General features: G+C 48.0%; 15 protein-coding genes. 12 read left to right on the top strand and 3 right to left on the bottom strand.

Going from position 1 to position 17,941, the window contains the following annotated elements:
- Positions 1 to 259 precede the first annotated feature (259 nt).
- The 10 genes from DWW13_RS03470 to DWW13_RS03425 all read left to right on the top strand — a co-directional run bounded on the left by DWW13_RS03470 (position 260) and on the right by DWW13_RS03425 (position 12,402).
- On the top strand, positions 260 to 1,216 hold the full coding sequence (locus tag DWW13_RS03470; protein WP_118719242.1) for a substrate-binding domain-containing protein: 957 nt from the start codon (positions 260 to 262) through the stop codon (positions 1,214 to 1,216).
- A 190-nt stretch (positions 1,217 to 1,406) separates the two neighbouring features.
- Entirely contained in the window at positions 1,407 to 2,261 is an 855-nt protein-coding gene (gene pstC, locus DWW13_RS03465) for a phosphate ABC transporter permease subunit PstC (protein ID WP_226906297.1), read from the top strand.
- Positions 2,251 to 3,153, top strand: coding sequence for a phosphate ABC transporter permease PstA (gene pstA / locus DWW13_RS03460; RefSeq protein WP_226906296.1), 903 nt, complete (start codon positions 2,251 to 2,253; stop codon positions 3,151 to 3,153). The genes pstC and pstA overlap by 11 nt, the downstream gene beginning before the upstream one ends.
- 20 nt (positions 3,154 to 3,173) lie before the next feature.
- The gene (gene pstB / locus DWW13_RS03455) at positions 3,174 to 3,926 is read left to right on the top strand and encodes a phosphate ABC transporter ATP-binding protein PstB (RefSeq protein ID WP_117802078.1); all 753 of its coding nucleotides are present in this window, start codon (positions 3,174 to 3,176) and stop codon (positions 3,924 to 3,926) included.
- 1 nt (position 3,927) lies between these two features.
- A complete protein-coding gene (gene phoU / locus DWW13_RS03450; RefSeq protein WP_118697653.1) occupies positions 3,928 to 4,572 on the top strand; it encodes a phosphate signaling complex protein PhoU in 645 nt (214 codons plus the stop codon).
- 3 nt (positions 4,573 to 4,575) lie between these two features.
- A complete protein-coding gene (locus DWW13_RS03445; protein WP_022462258.1) occupies positions 4,576 to 5,247 on the top strand; it encodes a winged helix-turn-helix domain-containing protein in 672 nt (223 codons plus the stop codon).
- 9 nt (positions 5,248 to 5,256) lie between these two features.
- A complete protein-coding gene (locus tag DWW13_RS03440; RefSeq protein WP_118719240.1) occupies positions 5,257 to 6,915 on the top strand; it encodes a sensor histidine kinase in 1,659 nt (552 codons plus the stop codon).
- A 439-nt stretch (positions 6,916 to 7,354) separates the two neighbouring features.
- On the top strand, positions 7,355 to 8,836 hold the full coding sequence (gene malQ / locus DWW13_RS03435; protein ID WP_118719238.1) for a 4-alpha-glucanotransferase: 1,482 nt from the start codon (positions 7,355 to 7,357) through the stop codon (positions 8,834 to 8,836).
- Positions 8,837 to 8,934: 98 nt separating this feature from the next.
- Entirely contained in the window at positions 8,935 to 9,969 is a 1,035-nt protein-coding gene (locus DWW13_RS03430) for a LacI family DNA-binding transcriptional regulator (protein WP_117802081.1), read from the top strand.
- A gap of 168 nt (positions 9,970 to 10,137) precedes the next feature.
- Positions 10,138 to 12,402 carry a glycogen/starch/alpha-glucan phosphorylase gene (locus tag DWW13_RS03425; protein ID WP_055227980.1) on the top strand — a complete coding sequence of 755 codons (2,265 nt, stop codon included), beginning with the start codon at positions 10,138 to 10,140 and terminating at the stop codon, positions 12,400 to 12,402.
- A 73-nt stretch (positions 12,403 to 12,475) separates the two neighbouring features.
- Here the strand turns inward: DWW13_RS03425 and DWW13_RS03420 are convergent, their stop codons facing one another.
- Genes DWW13_RS03420 through DWW13_RS03410 form a run of 3 tightly spaced genes read right to left on the bottom strand, consistent with a single transcriptional unit; the run spans position 12,476 to position 14,371 of the window.
- Positions 12,476 to 13,309: a hypothetical protein gene (locus DWW13_RS03420; protein WP_118719236.1), complete on the bottom strand. Its 834-nt coding sequence runs from the start codon at positions 13,307 to 13,309 to the stop codon at positions 12,476 to 12,478.
- Positions 13,303 to 14,001: an ATP-binding cassette domain-containing protein gene (locus DWW13_RS03415; RefSeq protein ID WP_055227982.1), complete on the bottom strand. Its 699-nt coding sequence runs from the start codon at positions 13,999 to 14,001 to the stop codon at positions 13,303 to 13,305. Before DWW13_RS03415 ends, DWW13_RS03420 begins: the two co-directional genes overlap by 7 nt.
- A complete protein-coding gene (locus DWW13_RS03410) occupies positions 13,994 to 14,371 on the bottom strand; it encodes a GntR family transcriptional regulator (protein ID WP_022462266.1) in 378 nt (125 codons plus the stop codon). The genes DWW13_RS03415 and DWW13_RS03410 overlap by 8 nt, the downstream gene beginning before the upstream one ends.
- Positions 14,372 to 14,573: 202 nt before the next feature.
- Here DWW13_RS03410 and pepF point away from each other — a divergent pair, with 202 nt between their 5' ends.
- Positions 14,574 to 16,382, top strand: coding sequence for an oligoendopeptidase F (pepF, locus tag DWW13_RS03405; RefSeq protein ID WP_226906295.1), 1,809 nt, complete (start codon positions 14,574 to 14,576; stop codon positions 16,380 to 16,382).
- Positions 16,383 to 16,721: 339 nt separating this feature from the next.
- Positions 16,722 to 17,486 (top strand): nitroreductase family protein, encoded by a 765-nt coding sequence (locus DWW13_RS03400; protein WP_022462268.1) that lies wholly within the window; start codon positions 16,722 to 16,724, stop codon positions 17,484 to 17,486.
- The last annotated feature ends 455 nt before the right edge of the window (positions 17,487 to 17,941 follow it).

Below are 17,941 nucleotides of genomic sequence, written 5' to 3'. Positions count from 1 at the left end.
CCTTTGGGCAGGATTGCACTGCGCGGAAAAAATGTGCCACTTGCGAGAGATGTGACGGAGCGGTTTACGACCGGAAAAATGGAATGTAAAAAAGAAAAAACTCATGTTTTACATAAACTTAACATCTCTGAGATTTTGCATTTTACACGCCGTTGTTATGATGATACCTGTAAAAACGAAATGTAAAAAACATCGGGATTGCGATTTTACAAAATAGAAATCACAAAAATCCCGTGTGAAAAGAGGAGAAAAGAATATTATGAAGAGAAAAGTAATTGCAATCACCTTAACCGCAATGATGGCTGCAGGAATGCTTGCAGGATGTGGAAGCAGCGACAGCAGCAGTTCTTCCACAGCAGACACTACAAAAGAGGCTTCTGCAACAGAGGCAGATGGCAGCACAGACGGTGACAGCACCGCAGCAGGCGGAGATTTCTCCGGACAGATCAGCGTGATCTCCCGTGAGGATGGTTCCGGTACCAGAGGTGCATTCATCGAGCTGTTCGGTGTAGAAGAGAAAAACGATGCAGGTGAGAAAGTAGACAACACCACCGTTGATGCACAGATCACCAACAATACTTCCGTTATGATGAGCACAGTGGCAGGTAACCAGTACGCAATCGGTTATATCTCCCTTGGATCCTTAAATGATGAAGTCAAAGCACTGAAAATCGACGGAGCAGAGGCAAGTGCAGAGAACGTAGAAAACGGTTCCTATAAAGTAAGCCGTCCGTTCAACATTGTAACAAAAGACGGTCTTTCCGCAGATGCGCAGGATTTCATGGACTACATCTTAAGCACCGACGGACAGCAGGTTGTTTCAGATGACGGATATATTGCAATCAAAGATACCAAAGCCTACGAAGGAAACTGCAGCGGTGAAAAGGTTGTGGTAGCAGGATCTTCCTCTGTAACACCACTGATGGAAAAATTAAAAGAGGCTTATACAAAAGTAAATTCAAACGCTAACATCGAAGTACAGCAGAGCGATTCCACAACAGGTATCACTTCCGCAAGCGACGGTCTCTGCGACATCGGTATGGCATCCCGTGACTTAAAGGATGAGGAGAAGTCCTCAGGGCTTACCGCAACCGTAATCGCAACCGACGGTATTGCTGTCATCGTAAACAAAGAGAACCCGACCGATGGGCTGATCAGCGATCAGGTAAAGAGCATCTATGTTGGCGACACAACCGACTGGGCAGATGTAAAATAAAGAATGTATAAAGCAATGGAAAAAGAAGTAAGGGCGAACAATGGAAAATCGCTCTTACTTCCGTATCCGAAAATGTTCAGAAAAAGAAGCTGTCTTTCGGAACGTGCTTGAAAAAGCAGTTCGTAAGGAAAAAAACGAAAGTCTTTTTCAAACACGCTCCGCGAAACAATGAAATGAAAGGATTTATCTTATGAAACTAAGAGAAACGATCATGAAACTTGTATTCCTGATTGCGGCGTGCTGCTCCGTACTGGCTGTTGCACTGATCTGCATTTTCCTGTTCATGAATGGCGTTCCTGCTATTTTTAAAATCGGACCGCTGAAATTTTTGACCGGTACCGTGTGGAAACCGGGAAACAACATTTTCGGTATCCTGCCGATGATTGTCGGCAGTATCTGCGTGACCGGCCTTGCAATCCTGATGGGTGTGCCGGTTGCCATTCTTACTTCGGTGTTTCTTTCCCGTTACTGTCCGAAAAAGTTTTACGGCATCTGCAAATCAGGTATTAACCTGATGGCCGGTATTCCGTCTATCGTATATGGATTTTTCGGACTGGTCGTGATCGTCCCATTGATGGCACAGCTGACCGGCAAAAACGGAAACACAATGCTGACGGCATCCATTCTTTTGGCCGTTATGATTCTTCCGACCGTGGTCGGTGTAACAGAATCCGCCATTACGAGTGTTCCGGAATCCTACTATGAAGCAAGCCTTGGTCTTGGTGCCACGCATTCCCAGAGTGTTTTCTTTGCAGTTGTCCCGGCAGCAAAATCCGGAATCCTGGCAGGTATCGTGCTTGGCATCGGACGTGCCATCGGAGAGACAATGGCAGTGATTATGATTGCCGGAAACCAGCCTCGTATGCCAAAAGGAATCACAGAAGGCCTTCGTACCATGACAGCCAATATTGTACTGGAGATGGGATATGCATCCGGACTTCACCGGGAAGCGCTGATTGCAACGGGTGTTGTGCTGTTTGTCTTTATCCTGCTGATCAATTTATCGGTGTCTATGCTGAACCGGAGGGTACCTTATGGTGATTAAAGGAAATGGAGCTGTAAATACAATGGAAGCTGTAAAAATAAATACAAAAGAAAAAGAAAGAACAAAGGTTACGTATCACAAAAGTGTTTTTTCCTCCGTGCTGACCGGAATTACCTGGGGAGCAGCCATTCTTGCACTTGCCGTTCTGGTTTTCCTGGTTGGATTCATTCTGATTCGTGGCGTGAAAAACCTGACACTGGAGCAGTTTGCCTGGACCTATAATACAGAGAATGTTACGATGCTTCCGGCGATCATCAACACTGTTACGATGACGGTACTTTCCCTTCTGCTTGCTGCGCCGCTTGGCATTTTCTCGGCAATTTATCTGGTTGAATATGCCAACAAGCGCGGAACGCTGGTTGGCCTGATCCGGATTACTGCAGAGACCCTTTCCGGTATTCCGTCGATCGTTTACGGTTTGTTCGGTATGCTGTTTTTTACGAAAACCCTGAAAATGGGATACTCGATGATGTCCGGTGCCTGTACCCTTGCCATCATGATTCTTCCGCTGATTATGCGAACAGCAGAAGAAGCCTTAAAATCGGTTCCGGATTCCTATCGGGAAGCAAGCTTTGGACTGGGAGCCGGAAAGCTTCGTACGATTTTTAAAATTGTTCTTCCATCTGCCGTACCCGGCATTCTTTCCGGTGTCATTCTTGCGACAGGCCGTGTCGTAGGAGAGACGGCAGCGCTTCTTTTCACAGCAGGAACGATTGCAAAGGTGGCAGGCCTTATGGATTCCGGCCGTACCCTTGCCGTTCATATGTATGCACTTTCCAGTGAAGGCCTTTATATGAATCAGATGTATGCAACCGGCGTCATCCTGATGCTGATTGTCCTTCTGATCAACGGCTGTTCCGGAATGATTGCGAAGAAAATTGCAAAGAAATAAAAGAGAGACGAGGAAAAAACATGAGTAAAATAGATGTATCCAATATGGATCTTTATTACGGAGACTTTCATGCCTTAAAAAATATCAATCTGAGCATTGATGCCAATGAGGTGACGGCTTTTATCGGACCTTCCGGCTGTGGTAAATCGACCCTGTTAAAATCCATCAACAGAATGAACGATCTCGTTCCGGGCTGCCGGATCACCGGTGAAATGCTGTTGGACGGAGAAAACATCTACAGCGGAAAAATGGATGTCAACGGACTCCGCAAACGGGTCGGCATGGTATTTCAGAAACCAAATCCGTTCCCGATGAGCATTTACGACAACATTGCCTATGGACCGAGAACCCATGGTGTCCGTTCCAAAGCAAAGCTGGATGATATTGTGGAGCAGTCTCTTCGACAGGCGGCAATCTGGGATGAGGTGAAGGACCGTTTGAAGAAAAGCGCACTTGGCATGTCCGGCGGACAGCAGCAGCGTCTTTGCATTGCGCGTGCCCTTGCCGTACAGCCGGAGGTTCTTCTGATGGATGAACCAACCTCGGCACTGGATCCGATTTCTACGTCCAAAATCGAAGATCTTGCGGTAGAACTGAAAAAAGATTATACTATTATCATGGTAACCCACAATATGCAGCAGGCAGCCAGAATTTCCGACAAAACCGCATTTTTCCTGTTAGGAGAGGTAGTAGAATACGGAGAGACCGAACAGATCTTCTCCATGCCGAAGGATAAACGGACAGAGGATTACATTACAGGGAGGTTTGGCTGATATGAGGGAAAGATTTGAGCAGCAGATGGAAATTCTGCACACGGAGCTGATTGAGCTTGGCGCACTCTGCGAGCAGGCAATCGGACGGACATATGAGGTTCTGCTGGAGGGAAACCAGAGAGCGGCAGAAGAGATTATCAAAAAAGACCAGGTTGTCGATGCGAAAGAACGGGAGATCGAGGATCTCTGCTTCCGCATCATTTTACAGCAGCAGCCGGTAGCACGTGATCTGCGCCAGGTATCTGCGGCATTAAAAATGATTACCGATATGGAGCGGATCGGAGACCAGGCAGCGGATATTGCGGATATCGTAAAAGTAACGAGTCTTGGTGTGCCGGATGCAAGCATCCGTCTGAAGGATATGGCGAAAGTAACAGCTTCTATGGTAACAAAATGCATCGATGCATACGTTAAGCAGGATCTGAAGCTTGCACGGGAGGTTATCGATTTCGATGATATCGTGGATGATCTTTTTGATGAGGTCAAGGATGAAATTCTGCAGGGTATGCGAAAGGGAATTACCACAGATGTCCAGTCTCTGGACTATCTGATGATTGCAAAATATTATGAAAGAATCGGTGACCATGCAACAAACATTGCGGAATGGGTTGTGTACTCCATTAACGGTCACCATAAAGGGGAATAACAGATGATCTACTGCGTGGAAGATGAAAGAAATATACGGGAACTGATCGTATACACACTGGAATCGAGCGGTTTTACCGCAAGAGGCCTGGAAAGCGGAAAAGAGCTGAATGCAGCTATTGCAGAACAGCTTCCGGATCTGATTCTCCTGGATATCATGCTTCCGGGAGAGGATGGTCTTGAAATTCTTTCACGCCTCAAGGCATCGGAAGTAACAAAGGAAATTCCGGTCATTATGGTAACGGCAAAGGGCGCTGAGTATGATAAGGTCATGGGCCTTGACTGCGGAGCCGATGACTATATTACCAAGCCGTTCGGCATGATGGAATTTATCGCAAGGGTACGTGCCGTGCTGCGCCGTGCCGGAAAAGAAGAGAAGGAAAACGATGTGCTGGAGACCGGGGATCTGCAGATCCAGGTGAAACAGCATCAGGTTCTGGCCAAAGGGGAGAAGGTTACCCTGACCTTAAAAGAGTTTGAACTGCTGAAATTTTTAATGGAAAATAAAGGAATTGTCCTTACGAGAGACCGTCTGCTCGGCCATGTCTGGGGCTATGATTTTGACGGAGAAACCCGTACGGTAGACGTTCATGTGCGTACACTCCGCCAGAAGCTGGGCGAATGCGGCGAGCTGATCGAGACGGTCCGCGGCGTGGGATACCGGATAGGAGGCTGAGAAAGTAAGATGCGTAAAAAAGTCTTTCAACATGCGGGAGCGTTGATTATCGCTGCGATTATCCTGACTTTTTTCACCATGAGCTGGGCAATGTACAACAATACGGCGGAGCAGCTTCGTGTTTCGGTGAGAAATGAATGTGAGTATTACAGGTATTTTCTGGACAAGATGGGTGATGACAGTCTGGATAAACCGGCCGGCAAGATTACGGCAAGCCGGGTTACCCTGATTGACACGGACGGAACCGTTCTGTTTGATTCGGTCGAGGATGAGAACATGATGGGAAACCATTCCGGGCGGCCGGAGGTGATTGAGGCGGAAAAGACCGGGGAAAGCAATATTTCCCGTTATTCCGAGACCCTGCGGAGCAAAACATATTATACGGCATTGCGCCTGGACAATGGAAAAATCATCCGTGTTTCCCTGACAACAGACAGTGTGTTCGGTGTGATGCTGCGGAATATATGGCTGGTGGCTGTGCTGATTGCGGCAGTCCTTGTCGTGGAGCTGCTGATGGTCAGCCATATGACAAAGGCGCTTGTAAAGCCGATCAATGAGATTGATCTGAATCATCCGCTGGACAACAAAGCGTATGAGGAATTGAGTCCGCTGCTTGGAAGAATTCATCAGCAGCAGAAGCAGATTCAGCAGCAGATGGAGGAGCTCCGCCATAATCAGGAGGAGTATCTTGCCATCACGGAATATATGAAGGATGGTCTGATCGTGACAAACCAGTCGGTCGTACTTTCCATCAACCGTTCGGCACAGAATCTGTTTGATGTGACAGCGGAGGAGTGCATTAACCACAATATCGTGACAGTCAGCCGCAACGAGCAGCTGAAGGAGGCACTGGATCATGCGCTGGAGGGCAGTTCCGAGGAACGGATGCTGGAGATAAATGGAAGAGTCTATCAGCTTCTTGCAAATCCGGTGCGTGTGGACCGTGTTGTATCCGGTGCGGTCATCCTGGTGCTGGATGTGACGGAAAAACAGAAAGCCGAGGTGATGCGCCGTGAGTTTTCAGCCAATGTGTCACATGAGCTGAAAACACCGCTGATGTCGATTTCCGGATATGCGGAGATCATCGAAAATAACATGGTAAAACCGGAGGATATTCCCAAATTTGCGGGCAGAATCCACAGTGAGGCGAGCAGGTTAAGCTCTCTTGTCGAGGATATTATCAAGCTGTCCAGACTGGACGAGAACGACCAGTCGATCCCGATGGAGGAAGTGGATCTGATGCAGATCTGCCGTGATGTCGAGGGACATCTTTCCATACGGGCAAAGGAGCAGCAGGTGAAGATGACACTGAGAGGAGAGAGTTGCCGGATCAAAGGTGCACGGCAGGTTCTTTATGAGATGATCTACAATCTCTGCGACAATGCGATCAAGTACAACCGCAGGGACGGTGAGGTCGAAGTGACGGTTTCCCGCGGAAGAAACGGACGGGCAGTGGTATCTGTGGCAGATACCGGAATCGGAATTGCAAAGGAAGATCAGGAGCGGATCTTTGAACGGTTCTATCGTGTAGATAAGAGTCATTCCCGTGAAACGGGAGGTACGGGACTTGGACTTTCCATTGTGAAGCATGGAGCGATTCTTCATGATGCGAAGATTAAAATTGAGAGTACACTTGGAACTGGAACAAAGATTATTCTGGAGTTTTAAGTGAAAAACAGATACCGCAAAAGACAGCATGCGGGGACAGAACCTATATGGGAGGCTTGAAAAATTCATGATTTTTAAGTGACCAAAGCGGTTCCGTCCCCGCATGCTGTCTTTTTATGTATGGCTTTGCATCGTTACAAAAATGCAAATTCGTTGTTTTGAATAAACAGAGTATTCAATATTTGGTAAATATGATAAGGGGGTTGGGGGTTGTTTTTTGATGCAGAGTATGGTATTGTAAATATAACGAGTTCCGGAAACGTTACCGACACCGTTTCCGGAAATACAGACGAGATACCGACAGCCCTGTTTTTACGAAACAAAATGAGCTGGCTATAGGGGTTGCATAAGTTACAATTTGCTGCGTATCCGTGAACAGGAATTATGTATTTGTGGGGTCGGATGGATAGAAAAAACGACAAGGAGAAAGGGTTAAAAAATGAGAGCAAGTGGTATTTTACTTCCGGTAGCTTCGCTGCCGTCCCGATATGGAATCGGATGTTTTTCGAAAGAAGCATATGAATTTGTGGATCGCCTGGAGGAGGCCGGCCAGAGCTACTGGCAGATTCTTCCACTTGGACCGACGGGATATGGAGATTCGCCGTACCAGTCGTTCTCTACTTTTGCAGGAAATCCATATTTTATTGATCTGGAGACCCTGGTAAAAGAGGGACTTCTGACAGAAGAAGAGTGTGATGCGTGCGATTTCGGCGACAATGCAGAGTATATTGATTACGAAAAGATTTATCTGTCCCGTTTCAAAGTACTCAGAAAAGCATTTGAAAGATTTGCGGCAGATGACGTATATGATGCATTTGTATCGGAAAATGGTTACTGGCTGGAAGATTATGCGCTGTATATGGCGATTAAGGATACACTCGGCGGAATCAGCTGGAGTGAGTGGCCGGCAGAATTAAAGGACAGAGAAGAAGCAGCACTGAATCAGAAACGGGAAGAACTTGCCGAGGAGATTGCATTTTACAAATTCCAGCAGTTTATGTTCCTGAAACAGTGGAAAGCACTGAAGGCATACGCAAATGAAAAGGGTATCCGCATCATCGGTGATATTCCGATTTATGTTGCATTTGACAGTGCCGATACCTGGGCAAATCCGGTTCTGTTCCAGTTTGATGAGGATAACCAGCCAAAAGCAGTTGCCGGATGCCCGCCGGATGCGTTCTCCGCAACCGGACAGCTCTGGGGCAACCCGTTATACAAATGGGACTATCATAAGAGCACAGGTTATGCATGGTGGCTGTTACGTCTGGCTCACGTGTTTAAACTGTACGATACTGTCCGCATCGACCATTTCCGCGGATTTGATGAATATTATTCCATCCCGTTCGGTGATCAGACGGCAGAGCGCGGCCACTGGGAAAAAGGACCGGGCATGGACCTGTTCAATACCGTCAAAGAAAAGCTCGGCGATGTGGACGTTATCGCAGAAGACCTGGGATACCTTACCGAGAGCGTGATCGAAATGGTAAAAGAGTCCGGCTATCCTGGTATGAAGGTGCTGCAGTTTGCTTTTGACTCCCGTGAGGAGAGCGATTATCTGCCGCACAATTACGAGAGAAACTGTGTTGTTTACACCGGAACACACGACAACGATACGATTCTTGGCTGGTATTATGTCATGAGTGAGGAAGACCGCGAATTCTCCAAAGAGTATATGGGAAATGCAAAGAGTACCGATGAGGAGCTGCCGTGGGATTTTATCCGCATGTCAATGGAGAGTGTGGCAAATCTGGCTGTCACTCCGATGCAGGAGTTTTTAGGCCTTGGCACGGAGGCAAGAATCAACTATCCGTCCACACTTGGAAATAACTGGAAATGGCGCCTGTTTCCGGGACAGTTTACACCGGAGCTGGCCAAGAGAATTCATCGGCTGACACAGATTACAGCACGTATTACAAAATAAAAACACGCGCTGGAAAGAAAGCAAAACAGGCCGGGGAAACAAGCCGGAAGAGATTCCGGCAGAACAGGTACAGAGTTTAAAGGAGAGGCCTGCAGAATATGGAACAGGTAACAATCAGGGACATTGCCCGCAAATGTAAGGTAGGCGTGAGTACCGTATCGAGAGCGATGAACAATCATCCGGACATCAATCCGGAAACAAAAGAGATGATCTTAAAGGTGATTGCCGAATCGAATTACGTACCGAACAACAGTGCCAGAAACCTGAAGCGGTCGAATGCCAAAGCGATTGCCATTCTGGTAAAAGGCATGGACAACATGTTCTTCAACAACATGATCAGTGTGATTGAAGAGGTTGTGCGAAAAAAGAAATACGCCTGCATTATTGAGCGAGTAGAGGAAAAGGCAAATGAGGTAGACTCCGCGATCGAGATCGTCAAAGAAAAACGGCTGCGCGGCATCATTTTCCTCGGCGGAAACTTTACGCATCCGCATGAGAAAATGGCGCAGATCCCGGTTCCGTACGTGATCAGTACAATCGGGGCGGTTTCAGACGGAGGAAAACCGTGCGCGAGCGTATCGGTCGATGACTACAGGGAAAGCTATAAGATGGTAGATTATCTCTGTGGTCTCGGGCACCGGCGCATTGCCATCATTACCGCCTGCGAGGACGACATCAGTATCGGACGCCTCCGTCTGAATGCGTACCGCCAGGCTTTACTGGATCATGGGATACCTTATGACCCTGATCTGGTATTTCATATGACGAAGGACGACACGTATTCTTTCGCCACAGGGTACAAGATAACAAAAGAAATTCTGGAAAAAAAGACGGAGTTTTCCGCGCTGTATGCCACCGCGGATACGCTGGCAATCGGTGCGTGCCGTGCCTTAAAAGAGGCCGGGCTTACCGTGCCGGATGATATTTCCGTTGCAGGATTTGACGGAATTGATGCGGGAGAGTATTATATACCCAGTATCACAACGATCCGCCAGCCGGTGGAGCAGCTTGCTGCAGAGACGGCAAAGATGCTGTTTTCCTTAATTTCAGGAAAAGAAGAACCCTGCAGCAAAGTATACGATGGGGAACTCGTCGTAAGGGAATCTACGAAGTCGCGGATCGCGCAGCAGTAAAATATTTGCTGTTTCGCTGCCCCCAAAAGTGATTCAGAAGTGAACCGTCCCATTCAGGGAAAAGCTTTGAATGGAACTGCGAAAGCTGCCAATTGCAGGAAATCCGGAATGGCAGCGCAACTAAATGACACTGTGGGAATTTATCCACAGCAATACGAGGAGAAAAAAATGGAAGAAAGAATTCAGGCAATCTTAAAAGAGCGTTTTGGAAGAGATCTGGACAACTGCACAAAGAGCGAAATCTTTGAAGCCCTGATGGTTATCACCAAACAGGAGATGGCAGGTCGCAAAAGAAACACCGGAAGTAAGAAGCTGTATTATATTTCAGCAGAGTTTCTGATCGGAAAACTGCTGTCCAATAACCTGATTAACCTTGGCATGTACGAGGAAGTTGAAAAAGCACTTGCAGCTCACGGAAGAGAGCTGACCGAGATCGAGGAGATGGAAATGGAGCCGTCCCTTGGAAACGGAGGTCTCGGCCGTCTGGCAGCATGCTTCCTTGATTCCATCGCAACGCTTGGCCTGCCGGGAGACGGTATCGGCCTTAATTATCACTTTGGCCTGTTCCGCCAGCTTCTGGTCGACCACAAACAGAAAGAAGTGAAAAATCCATGGATCACAAATGAGAGCTGGCTCGTCAGACAGCCGGTATCCTTTGCAGTTCCGTATAAAAACTTCACGATGCATTCTACCCTGTATGATATCGACGTACCGGGTTACAACAATGGCTGTAACCGTCTGCATCTGTTCGATGTAGATACGGTAGACGAGAGTATCGTTCCATCAGACAGCATCAACTTTGACAAGCATCAGATCCAGAAAAACCTGACACTGTTCCTCTACCCGGATGACAGCGACCGTGCCGGACAGCTGCTTCGTATCTACCAGCAGTATTTCATGGTCAGCAACGGCGCACAGTTCATCCTGATGGAGTGCGAGCAGAAGGGCTACGATCTGCATAAGCTGTATGATCACGTTGTGATCCAGATCAACGATACTCATCCGTCCATGGTCATTCCAGAGCTGATCCGTCTGCTGCAGGAGAGAGGCTTTACCATGCAGGAAGCCATCGATGTTGTAAGCAAGACCTGTGCTTACACCAACCACACCATCCTGGCAGAGGCACTGGAAAAATGGCCGATCGATTACCTCGAGGAGGTTGTTCCGCACCTGATGCCGATTATCCACGAGCTGGACGCACAGGCAAAGAAGAAATACAAAGATGAGAAAGTAGCGATCATCGACAAGGATCAGCGCGTCCACATGGCACACATGGATATCCACTACGGATTTTCTGTTAACGGCGTTGCAGCACTGCACACCGAGATCCTGAAAAACTCCGAGCTGAAACCGTTCTACGATATTTATCCGGAGAAATTCAACAACAAGACAAACGGAATCACTTTCCGCCGCTGGCTGCTGCACTGCAACCGTGAACTGGCACAGTATATCGAGAGCCTGATCGGACCGGGATTCAAAAAAGATGCCGACGAGCTGGAAAAACTGCTCAAATACAAAGACAACAAGAAGGTTCTTGCAAAACTTGAGGAGATCAAACACAACCGCAAACTGGATCTCAAACAGTTCCTGTATGAGACACAGAATATCGCGCTGGATGAAAATTCCATCATCGATGTACAGGTAAAACGTCTTCATGAGTACAAACGCCAGCAGATGAACGCCCTGTACGCTATTTACAAATACATGGATATCAAGAGCGGCAACAAGCCGAAAACCCCGATCACCATGGTATTCGGTGCAAAGGCTGCACCGGCTTATATCATCGCAAAAGATATCATCCATCTGATCCTGTGCCTGCAGGAGCTGATTGATAACGATCCTGAGGTAAGCCCGTACTTCAAAGTGATTATGCTTGAGAACTACAACGTATCAAAAGCTGCAAAGGTGATCCCGGCAGCAGATATCTCCGAGCAGATCTCCCTGGCTTCCAAAGAGGCTTCCGGAACCGGAAACATGAAATTCATGCTGAACGGTGCCCTGACGCTTGGAACAGAAGACGGTGCAAACGTTGAGATTGGCGATCTTGTCGGAAAAGAGAACATCTACATCTTCGGAAAGAAACCGCAGGATGTCATCGACCTGTACGCAGATGCTGCTTACTGCTCAAAAGACATCTATGACGAAGATCCGGAGATTGCAAAGCTGGTTGATTTCATCGTCAGCGATGAGCTTCTTGCTATCGGCGACAAGGTTTGCCTGGAGAGACTCTACAAAGAGATCTTGAACAAAGACTGGTTCATGACGCTGCTCGACCTGAAAGAGTACATCAAGACAAAAGAAAGAGTATACAAAGACTACGAGAACAAAGATGCATGGAACAAGAAGTGCCTGATCAACATCGCAAAAGCAGGCTTCTTCTCCTCCGACCGTACCATTGCACAGTACAACGAGGATATCTGGCATCTGGCATAAGTGCAGAACATGCATACAAAACGCCGCCGCAGACGATTCGGTTCGTCCGCGGCGGCGTTTTTTAATGCAATTTTTATGAAAGATTCAGCCGTCTGCTTAAGATATAGCGGCAGATCAGGAACAGAACAACGCAGAGCACCACGGTGATGATAAGTGTGGAAACCGAGGATGTGGTAACCACAGCAGTCGGTGTGGAGTCCTGGAAAACACGGACGATGCTGATTCCGCCGAAGATCTGGATCACGGTAGTCATGCCGATGTAAGAGAGGACAGCCGTCAGAATTTTGTGGCTGGATACCAGGCTTCCGATGCTGATGGCGGCATAGAACAGAAGAATGCCAAAGAACAGCGAAGCGAAGAAGCCAACGATGGAAAACAGTGCCATACCGATGTGGTTCGTGATGCCGATCAGGGAAAAAGCAGCATCGGCAACACCGGTAATCTGTGCCCAGAGATAGGACAGAAAATCGGAAAAGGTCATGGTCTTGTTGTAAAAAAGCAGGGTGTTTGCGGTAAAATACCGGATTGCGGACGGCAGAAGCAAAAAAGCGAAGGAAGCGAGAACGGAAAGTGCGTTTAAGATGCTCCATGCGCCGAAAACCAGCATTTTGGAGAGAATATGATCCGTTGCCGATACCGGAAGGACGTTGGTCAGATACCCTTCGTCGGTAAAAAGATTTTTATAGTAGCGCTGGATCATCAGCACCTGTGTCATGACGGATGCGGCGATCACAATCAAAACGTATGCAAACAGATAGAGGACGATCAGCAGATCCGGCAGCTCAGAAATCTGGGAAAAGAGGAATCCGAAGCCTCCGAGAGCGCCCATGAAAATGGCGGCACCGTTCAGCAGCGCCATGTTTTTCCAGCATGCTTTCCACTCATGATTCAGACATTTTTTTAACATTTGAATACCTCCCTGAAATAAGAATCAATCGATTCACCCTCCTGCATCCGGATATCCTCAACCGAGGCGTGCAGTTTTAACTGGCCCTCCTGGATAAAGATGACCTCATCGAGAATATTTTCGACATCGGAAATCAGATGTGTTGAGATGAGGATGGATGCGTCTGGTTCGTAGTTGTTTAAAATCGTAGATAAAATGTAATCGCGTGCTGCCGGATCGACGCCTGCAATCGGCTCGTCGAGGCAGTAGAGCTTTGCGCGGCGGCTCATCGTGAGGATGAGCTGGACTTTCTCTTTCGTTCCCTTCGACATCGTTTTCAAACGGTCCTTCGGGCTGATTTTTAAGGATTCCAGCATGGCATTGGCGCGGGACATGTCAAAGTCCTCAAAGAAATCGCTGTAATACGTTAAAAGATCCGAGACGCGCATCCAGCTGCCGAGATACATTTTATCCGGCAGATAGGAGACGATCCGTTTTGTCTCAATACCGGGATGATTTCCGGCGATGAGGACTTCACCCTCACTCGGGGTCAGCAGTCCGTTCAGCAGCTTTAAGAGCGTCGTCTTTCCGCTTCCGTTGGGCCCCAGCAGTCCGATAATTTTCCCGGAATCCAGGGAAAGGTTGAGATGATCGAGCGCGGTGTGGTTTCCGAAGCGCTTCGTCAGGTCTTTACACGTTACAAGTTCACTCATGATTTTCTTCCTCCTCAATCGTTTCGGCAAGTAGCTGCCGGATTTCCTCCGGGGTTATGCCGAGCTGTTTCATGTGGGCAACAAAAGCAGATACTTCTGCGGCGGCAAGTTCTTTTTTCATCTGATGAATCAACTCCTTATCTTCGGTAATAAAGCGTCCGCTGGTCCGCTGGGAATAGATCAGTCCGCTGCGTTCCAGTTCGGAAAGCGCTTTCTGCATTGTGTTCGGGTTGACGGCGGCCTCCTGCGCGAGATCGCGGACGGACGGAAGCTTATCGCCCGGCTGATAGCGCCCGGTGATGATGTCCATCTGTACCCGCTCGATGATCTGCAGATAGATCGGCCGCGAGGAATCAAGATTCCATGGCATATGGCATTCACTCCTTTTGTACTACTGTATTAATTTGATAGTACAATCATACAATCGGTTTATGGATTTGTCAAGAAAATTAAGAAAAAATTTTAGATTTAGAGGTTAAATTGTGGTAAACTAAGCGTAAGTGCGGCACATTAGTATTAGAAGAAAAACCGCAGAAATAGTTCCGTCTAAAAAGATGGATGAAGGGAGAAATATGGCAGAAATTAAACTGAAAAAAAGAGAAGAGATGGATCCGGCGTACTGCTGGGATCTTTCGAGTTTGTTTGGTAGTGATGAAGAATTTGAGAAAACAGAGCAGGAGCTTGCGAAGAAAATAGAAGCGTTCCGCGCAAAACAGGGAACAATGAAAGAGAGTGCAGAAGCGCTGTATGACGTTCTTTCCGGTCTTGATGACATCAGCCGCGTCTTTTCCAGCCTGTATGTCTATGCAAGCCAGAAATATCACCAGGATATGGGAAATCAGAAGTATCAGGGCTATGCCGGAAAGATGGACAGCATGATGGCTGTTCTTGCGGATGCCTCTTCTTTCGTAGAGCCGGAGATCCTGGAGCTTGACGAGGAGACGGTTACAGAATTTGAAAAAGCATATGAGCCGCTCCGTCTGTACGATCGCATATTAAAAGAAAACTTCCGCAAGAAAGAGCACATTCTCTCGCCGGAGATGGAGGCGGTTCTTGCAAAAGCCGGAGAGATGGCATCCAGCCCGGATCAGATTTTCTCGGCATTTTCGAACGCAGACCTCAGATTCCAGCCGGTCACGGATGAAGAGGAAAATCAGGTTCCACTGAGCCACGGCACCTTCGTCGGATTTTTACAGTCGAAGGACCGCCGGGTCAGAAAAGAAGCGTTTGAGAAGTATTATGCGGAGTATGAAAAACACAAAAACATGCTCGCCGCAACGTTCGGTGCCAATCTGAAACAGGCCGCATTCTTTGCAGATGTAAGAAAATATCCATCTGCACTGGCTGCATCGCTGGATGGCGGAAATATCCCGGTTTCGGTTTACGACAAGCTGCTCGAGGCGATTCATGCAAAAATGCCGGCGATGTACCGCTACGTGGCACTGCGTAAAAAGCTGCTCGGTGTGGATGAACTTCATATGTATGATGTTTACGTTTCTCTGACGAAAGAGTACGAGCAGAAATATACGTATGAGCAGGCGATCGAGATCGTGAAGAAAGCGCTTGCCGTGCTCGGGGATGATTATGTGGCACTGCTGGACAAGGGCTTTTCGGAGCGCTGGGTGGATGTTTATGAGAACGAAGGAAAAAAGAGCGGTGCTTACTCCTGGGGTTCTTACGATTCCCATCCGTATGTGCTGATGAGCTTTAACGGAAATATCGATTCGGTCTTCACACTGGCGCATGAGATGGGCCATTCGCTGCATTCCTGGTATTCGAACCATACACAGCCGTTTACGTATGCGGAGTACCGCCTCTTTGTCGCTGAGGTGGCATCAACCTGCAACGAGGCACTGCTGATCCGCTATCTGCTGAAGCATGCGAAAGAAAAAGAGGAGAAGATTTTCCTGCTGAATTATTTCCTGGATCAGTTTAAGGGAACGGTGTTCCGCCAGACGATGTTTGCGGAGTTTGAGAAGCGGATTCATGAGAAGATGGCAGAGGAAGGCACGCTGACGGCGGACGGTATTTCGGAGCTGTATCTGTCGATCAACAAGGAGTATTTCGGACCGGATATGATTTCGGATCCGCAGATCGCGCTGGAATGGGCGAGAATTCCGCATTTTTATACACCGTTCTATGTATATCAGTATGCAACGGGATTTTCGGCGGCGATTGCGATCAGCAGCAAGATCCTGGCAGGGGAGCCGGGTATCGTGGAGAAGTACAAACAATTCTTAAGCGGCGGCTGCTCGATGGATCCGATCGACCTTTTGAAGATCTGCGGCGTCGATATGACGAAGCCGGAGCCGGTGGAAGAGGCGCTGGATGTGTTTGCTTCTTATGTGGAGGAGCTGGAGAAGCTGACCGCGGAAGCGTAAGCACAGGTTTTAAAGTTGCATAAATTTGATGGGAAATATGTGTGAAAAATATACAAAATTTGGCGCGTTTTTCCCTTGAAAAAGTTTTTGAATATGTTACAATATTATTACAGAGTAAAAATGGATGAGCTGGAAATTGAAAAATATTTGCGATTAAGAGGGAGAATTTCCGTATTTCTGTCGAATGCGGAAGATTAAACGTAAATTTTTCGGAATGCGGCTTTGCTCCTGTAAAAATGGGGAGCGGGCCGCGGCCGGCTATGAAAGAAATATTACTGTTCATTCAGCAGTGAACTGTAACAAAAACAGACGGATAGCAGATGAAGTAAGGGTGAGAGTATGAATTTATATGAGGCTATTTTTGTTAGAAAATCAGTAAGGAATTATTGTTTTGATACGCTTCCGCCGCAGACTTTGGATAAGATTTGGGAGCATTATAAGGAGATGCCGGCACTGTTTTCGGGCATCGGTGTGGATATGGCGATTCTGGACAACAGAAAAGGGCAGGAGAGAATGCTCAGTATGTTCAGTGTGAAGGCGCCGTATTATATGGCTTTTTATTCGGAGGAGTCAGAACGATATCTGATGAACGTGGGTTATATTATGGAACAGATGGTGCTGTATCTGTGCAGTATCGGACTGGGAACCTGCTTTATCGGAAGTAATCGTGTGAAAAAGGCGGAGCTTGAGAAGAACGGAAAGCGGCTGGTGGGGATCGTCGCTTTTGGTAAGAGTCATGGTTCGCATACGAGACGGCAAAGTGAAGCAAAGAGACTGCCGCTGGAGGATCTTTGTGTGTTCAAAGAGGTGCCGCGACAGTGGATGACGCAGATGCTGGAAGCGGCGAGACTGTCGCCATCCAGTATGAACAGCCAGCCGTGGAGATTTGTGGTGTATGATAACAGGATTCATATTTTCTCGAAGAAGCACAGTGTGGAGAAGCTTCGGAAGTGGGATGAGGTGAATTTCGGGATTATGTTTGCAAATATGATGGTGGCAGCAGAGGAGCTGTGGCTGGATGTTGACCTGATCAGACTCGGGGATATTTCGCAGAAAAACTTCTCAAATAATCAGTATGTGCTGAGCGCGATTCTGAAGGCGTAGAGGTGAATACGGACGACCTCGGACAACCTCGGACGACCTCGCGTGGCTTCGTACCTGCGGTGCAGCGGGCGAGAAAAAGAGGGCGGAACTTGTGGCGCGGAAGGGGCCCGGAAAAATGAGAATCAACGCAATTCGTCAGGAAACCTGATGTTTTCCCGACTCAGTGCGTTTTGACCTCTGGTATTGTGCACCAGAGGTCATCCCATTTTTCCGGGCCCCTTCTGCGCTCACAGTTCTTGCCCTCTTTTTCTATGCCCGCTGCACCGCAGGTACGAAGCCACGCGAGGTCTGACGGTGGGGACGGGGGTAAAGCGTCTGGATCCGCCAGGAGGCGGATCGGCGTGAGCATGTGGGGTTGGGAGGACGGATGGAAAGGAGTCTGGATTCGTCAGGAGGGTGGTTCGGTGTGAATTTGTGGGGGGAAGACAGCTGTGCGGGTGTCTGATGGAGAGCGA

Origin of the sequence: Blautia sp. AF14-40 (assembly GCF_003479665.1) — a bacterium.
GTDB lineage: Bacteria > Bacillota > Clostridia > Lachnospirales > Lachnospiraceae > Fusicatenibacter > Fusicatenibacter saccharivorans.
The sequence above is the reverse complement of the archived record's forward strand: the minus strand, read 5'-3'. Positions and strand labels throughout refer to the sequence as shown.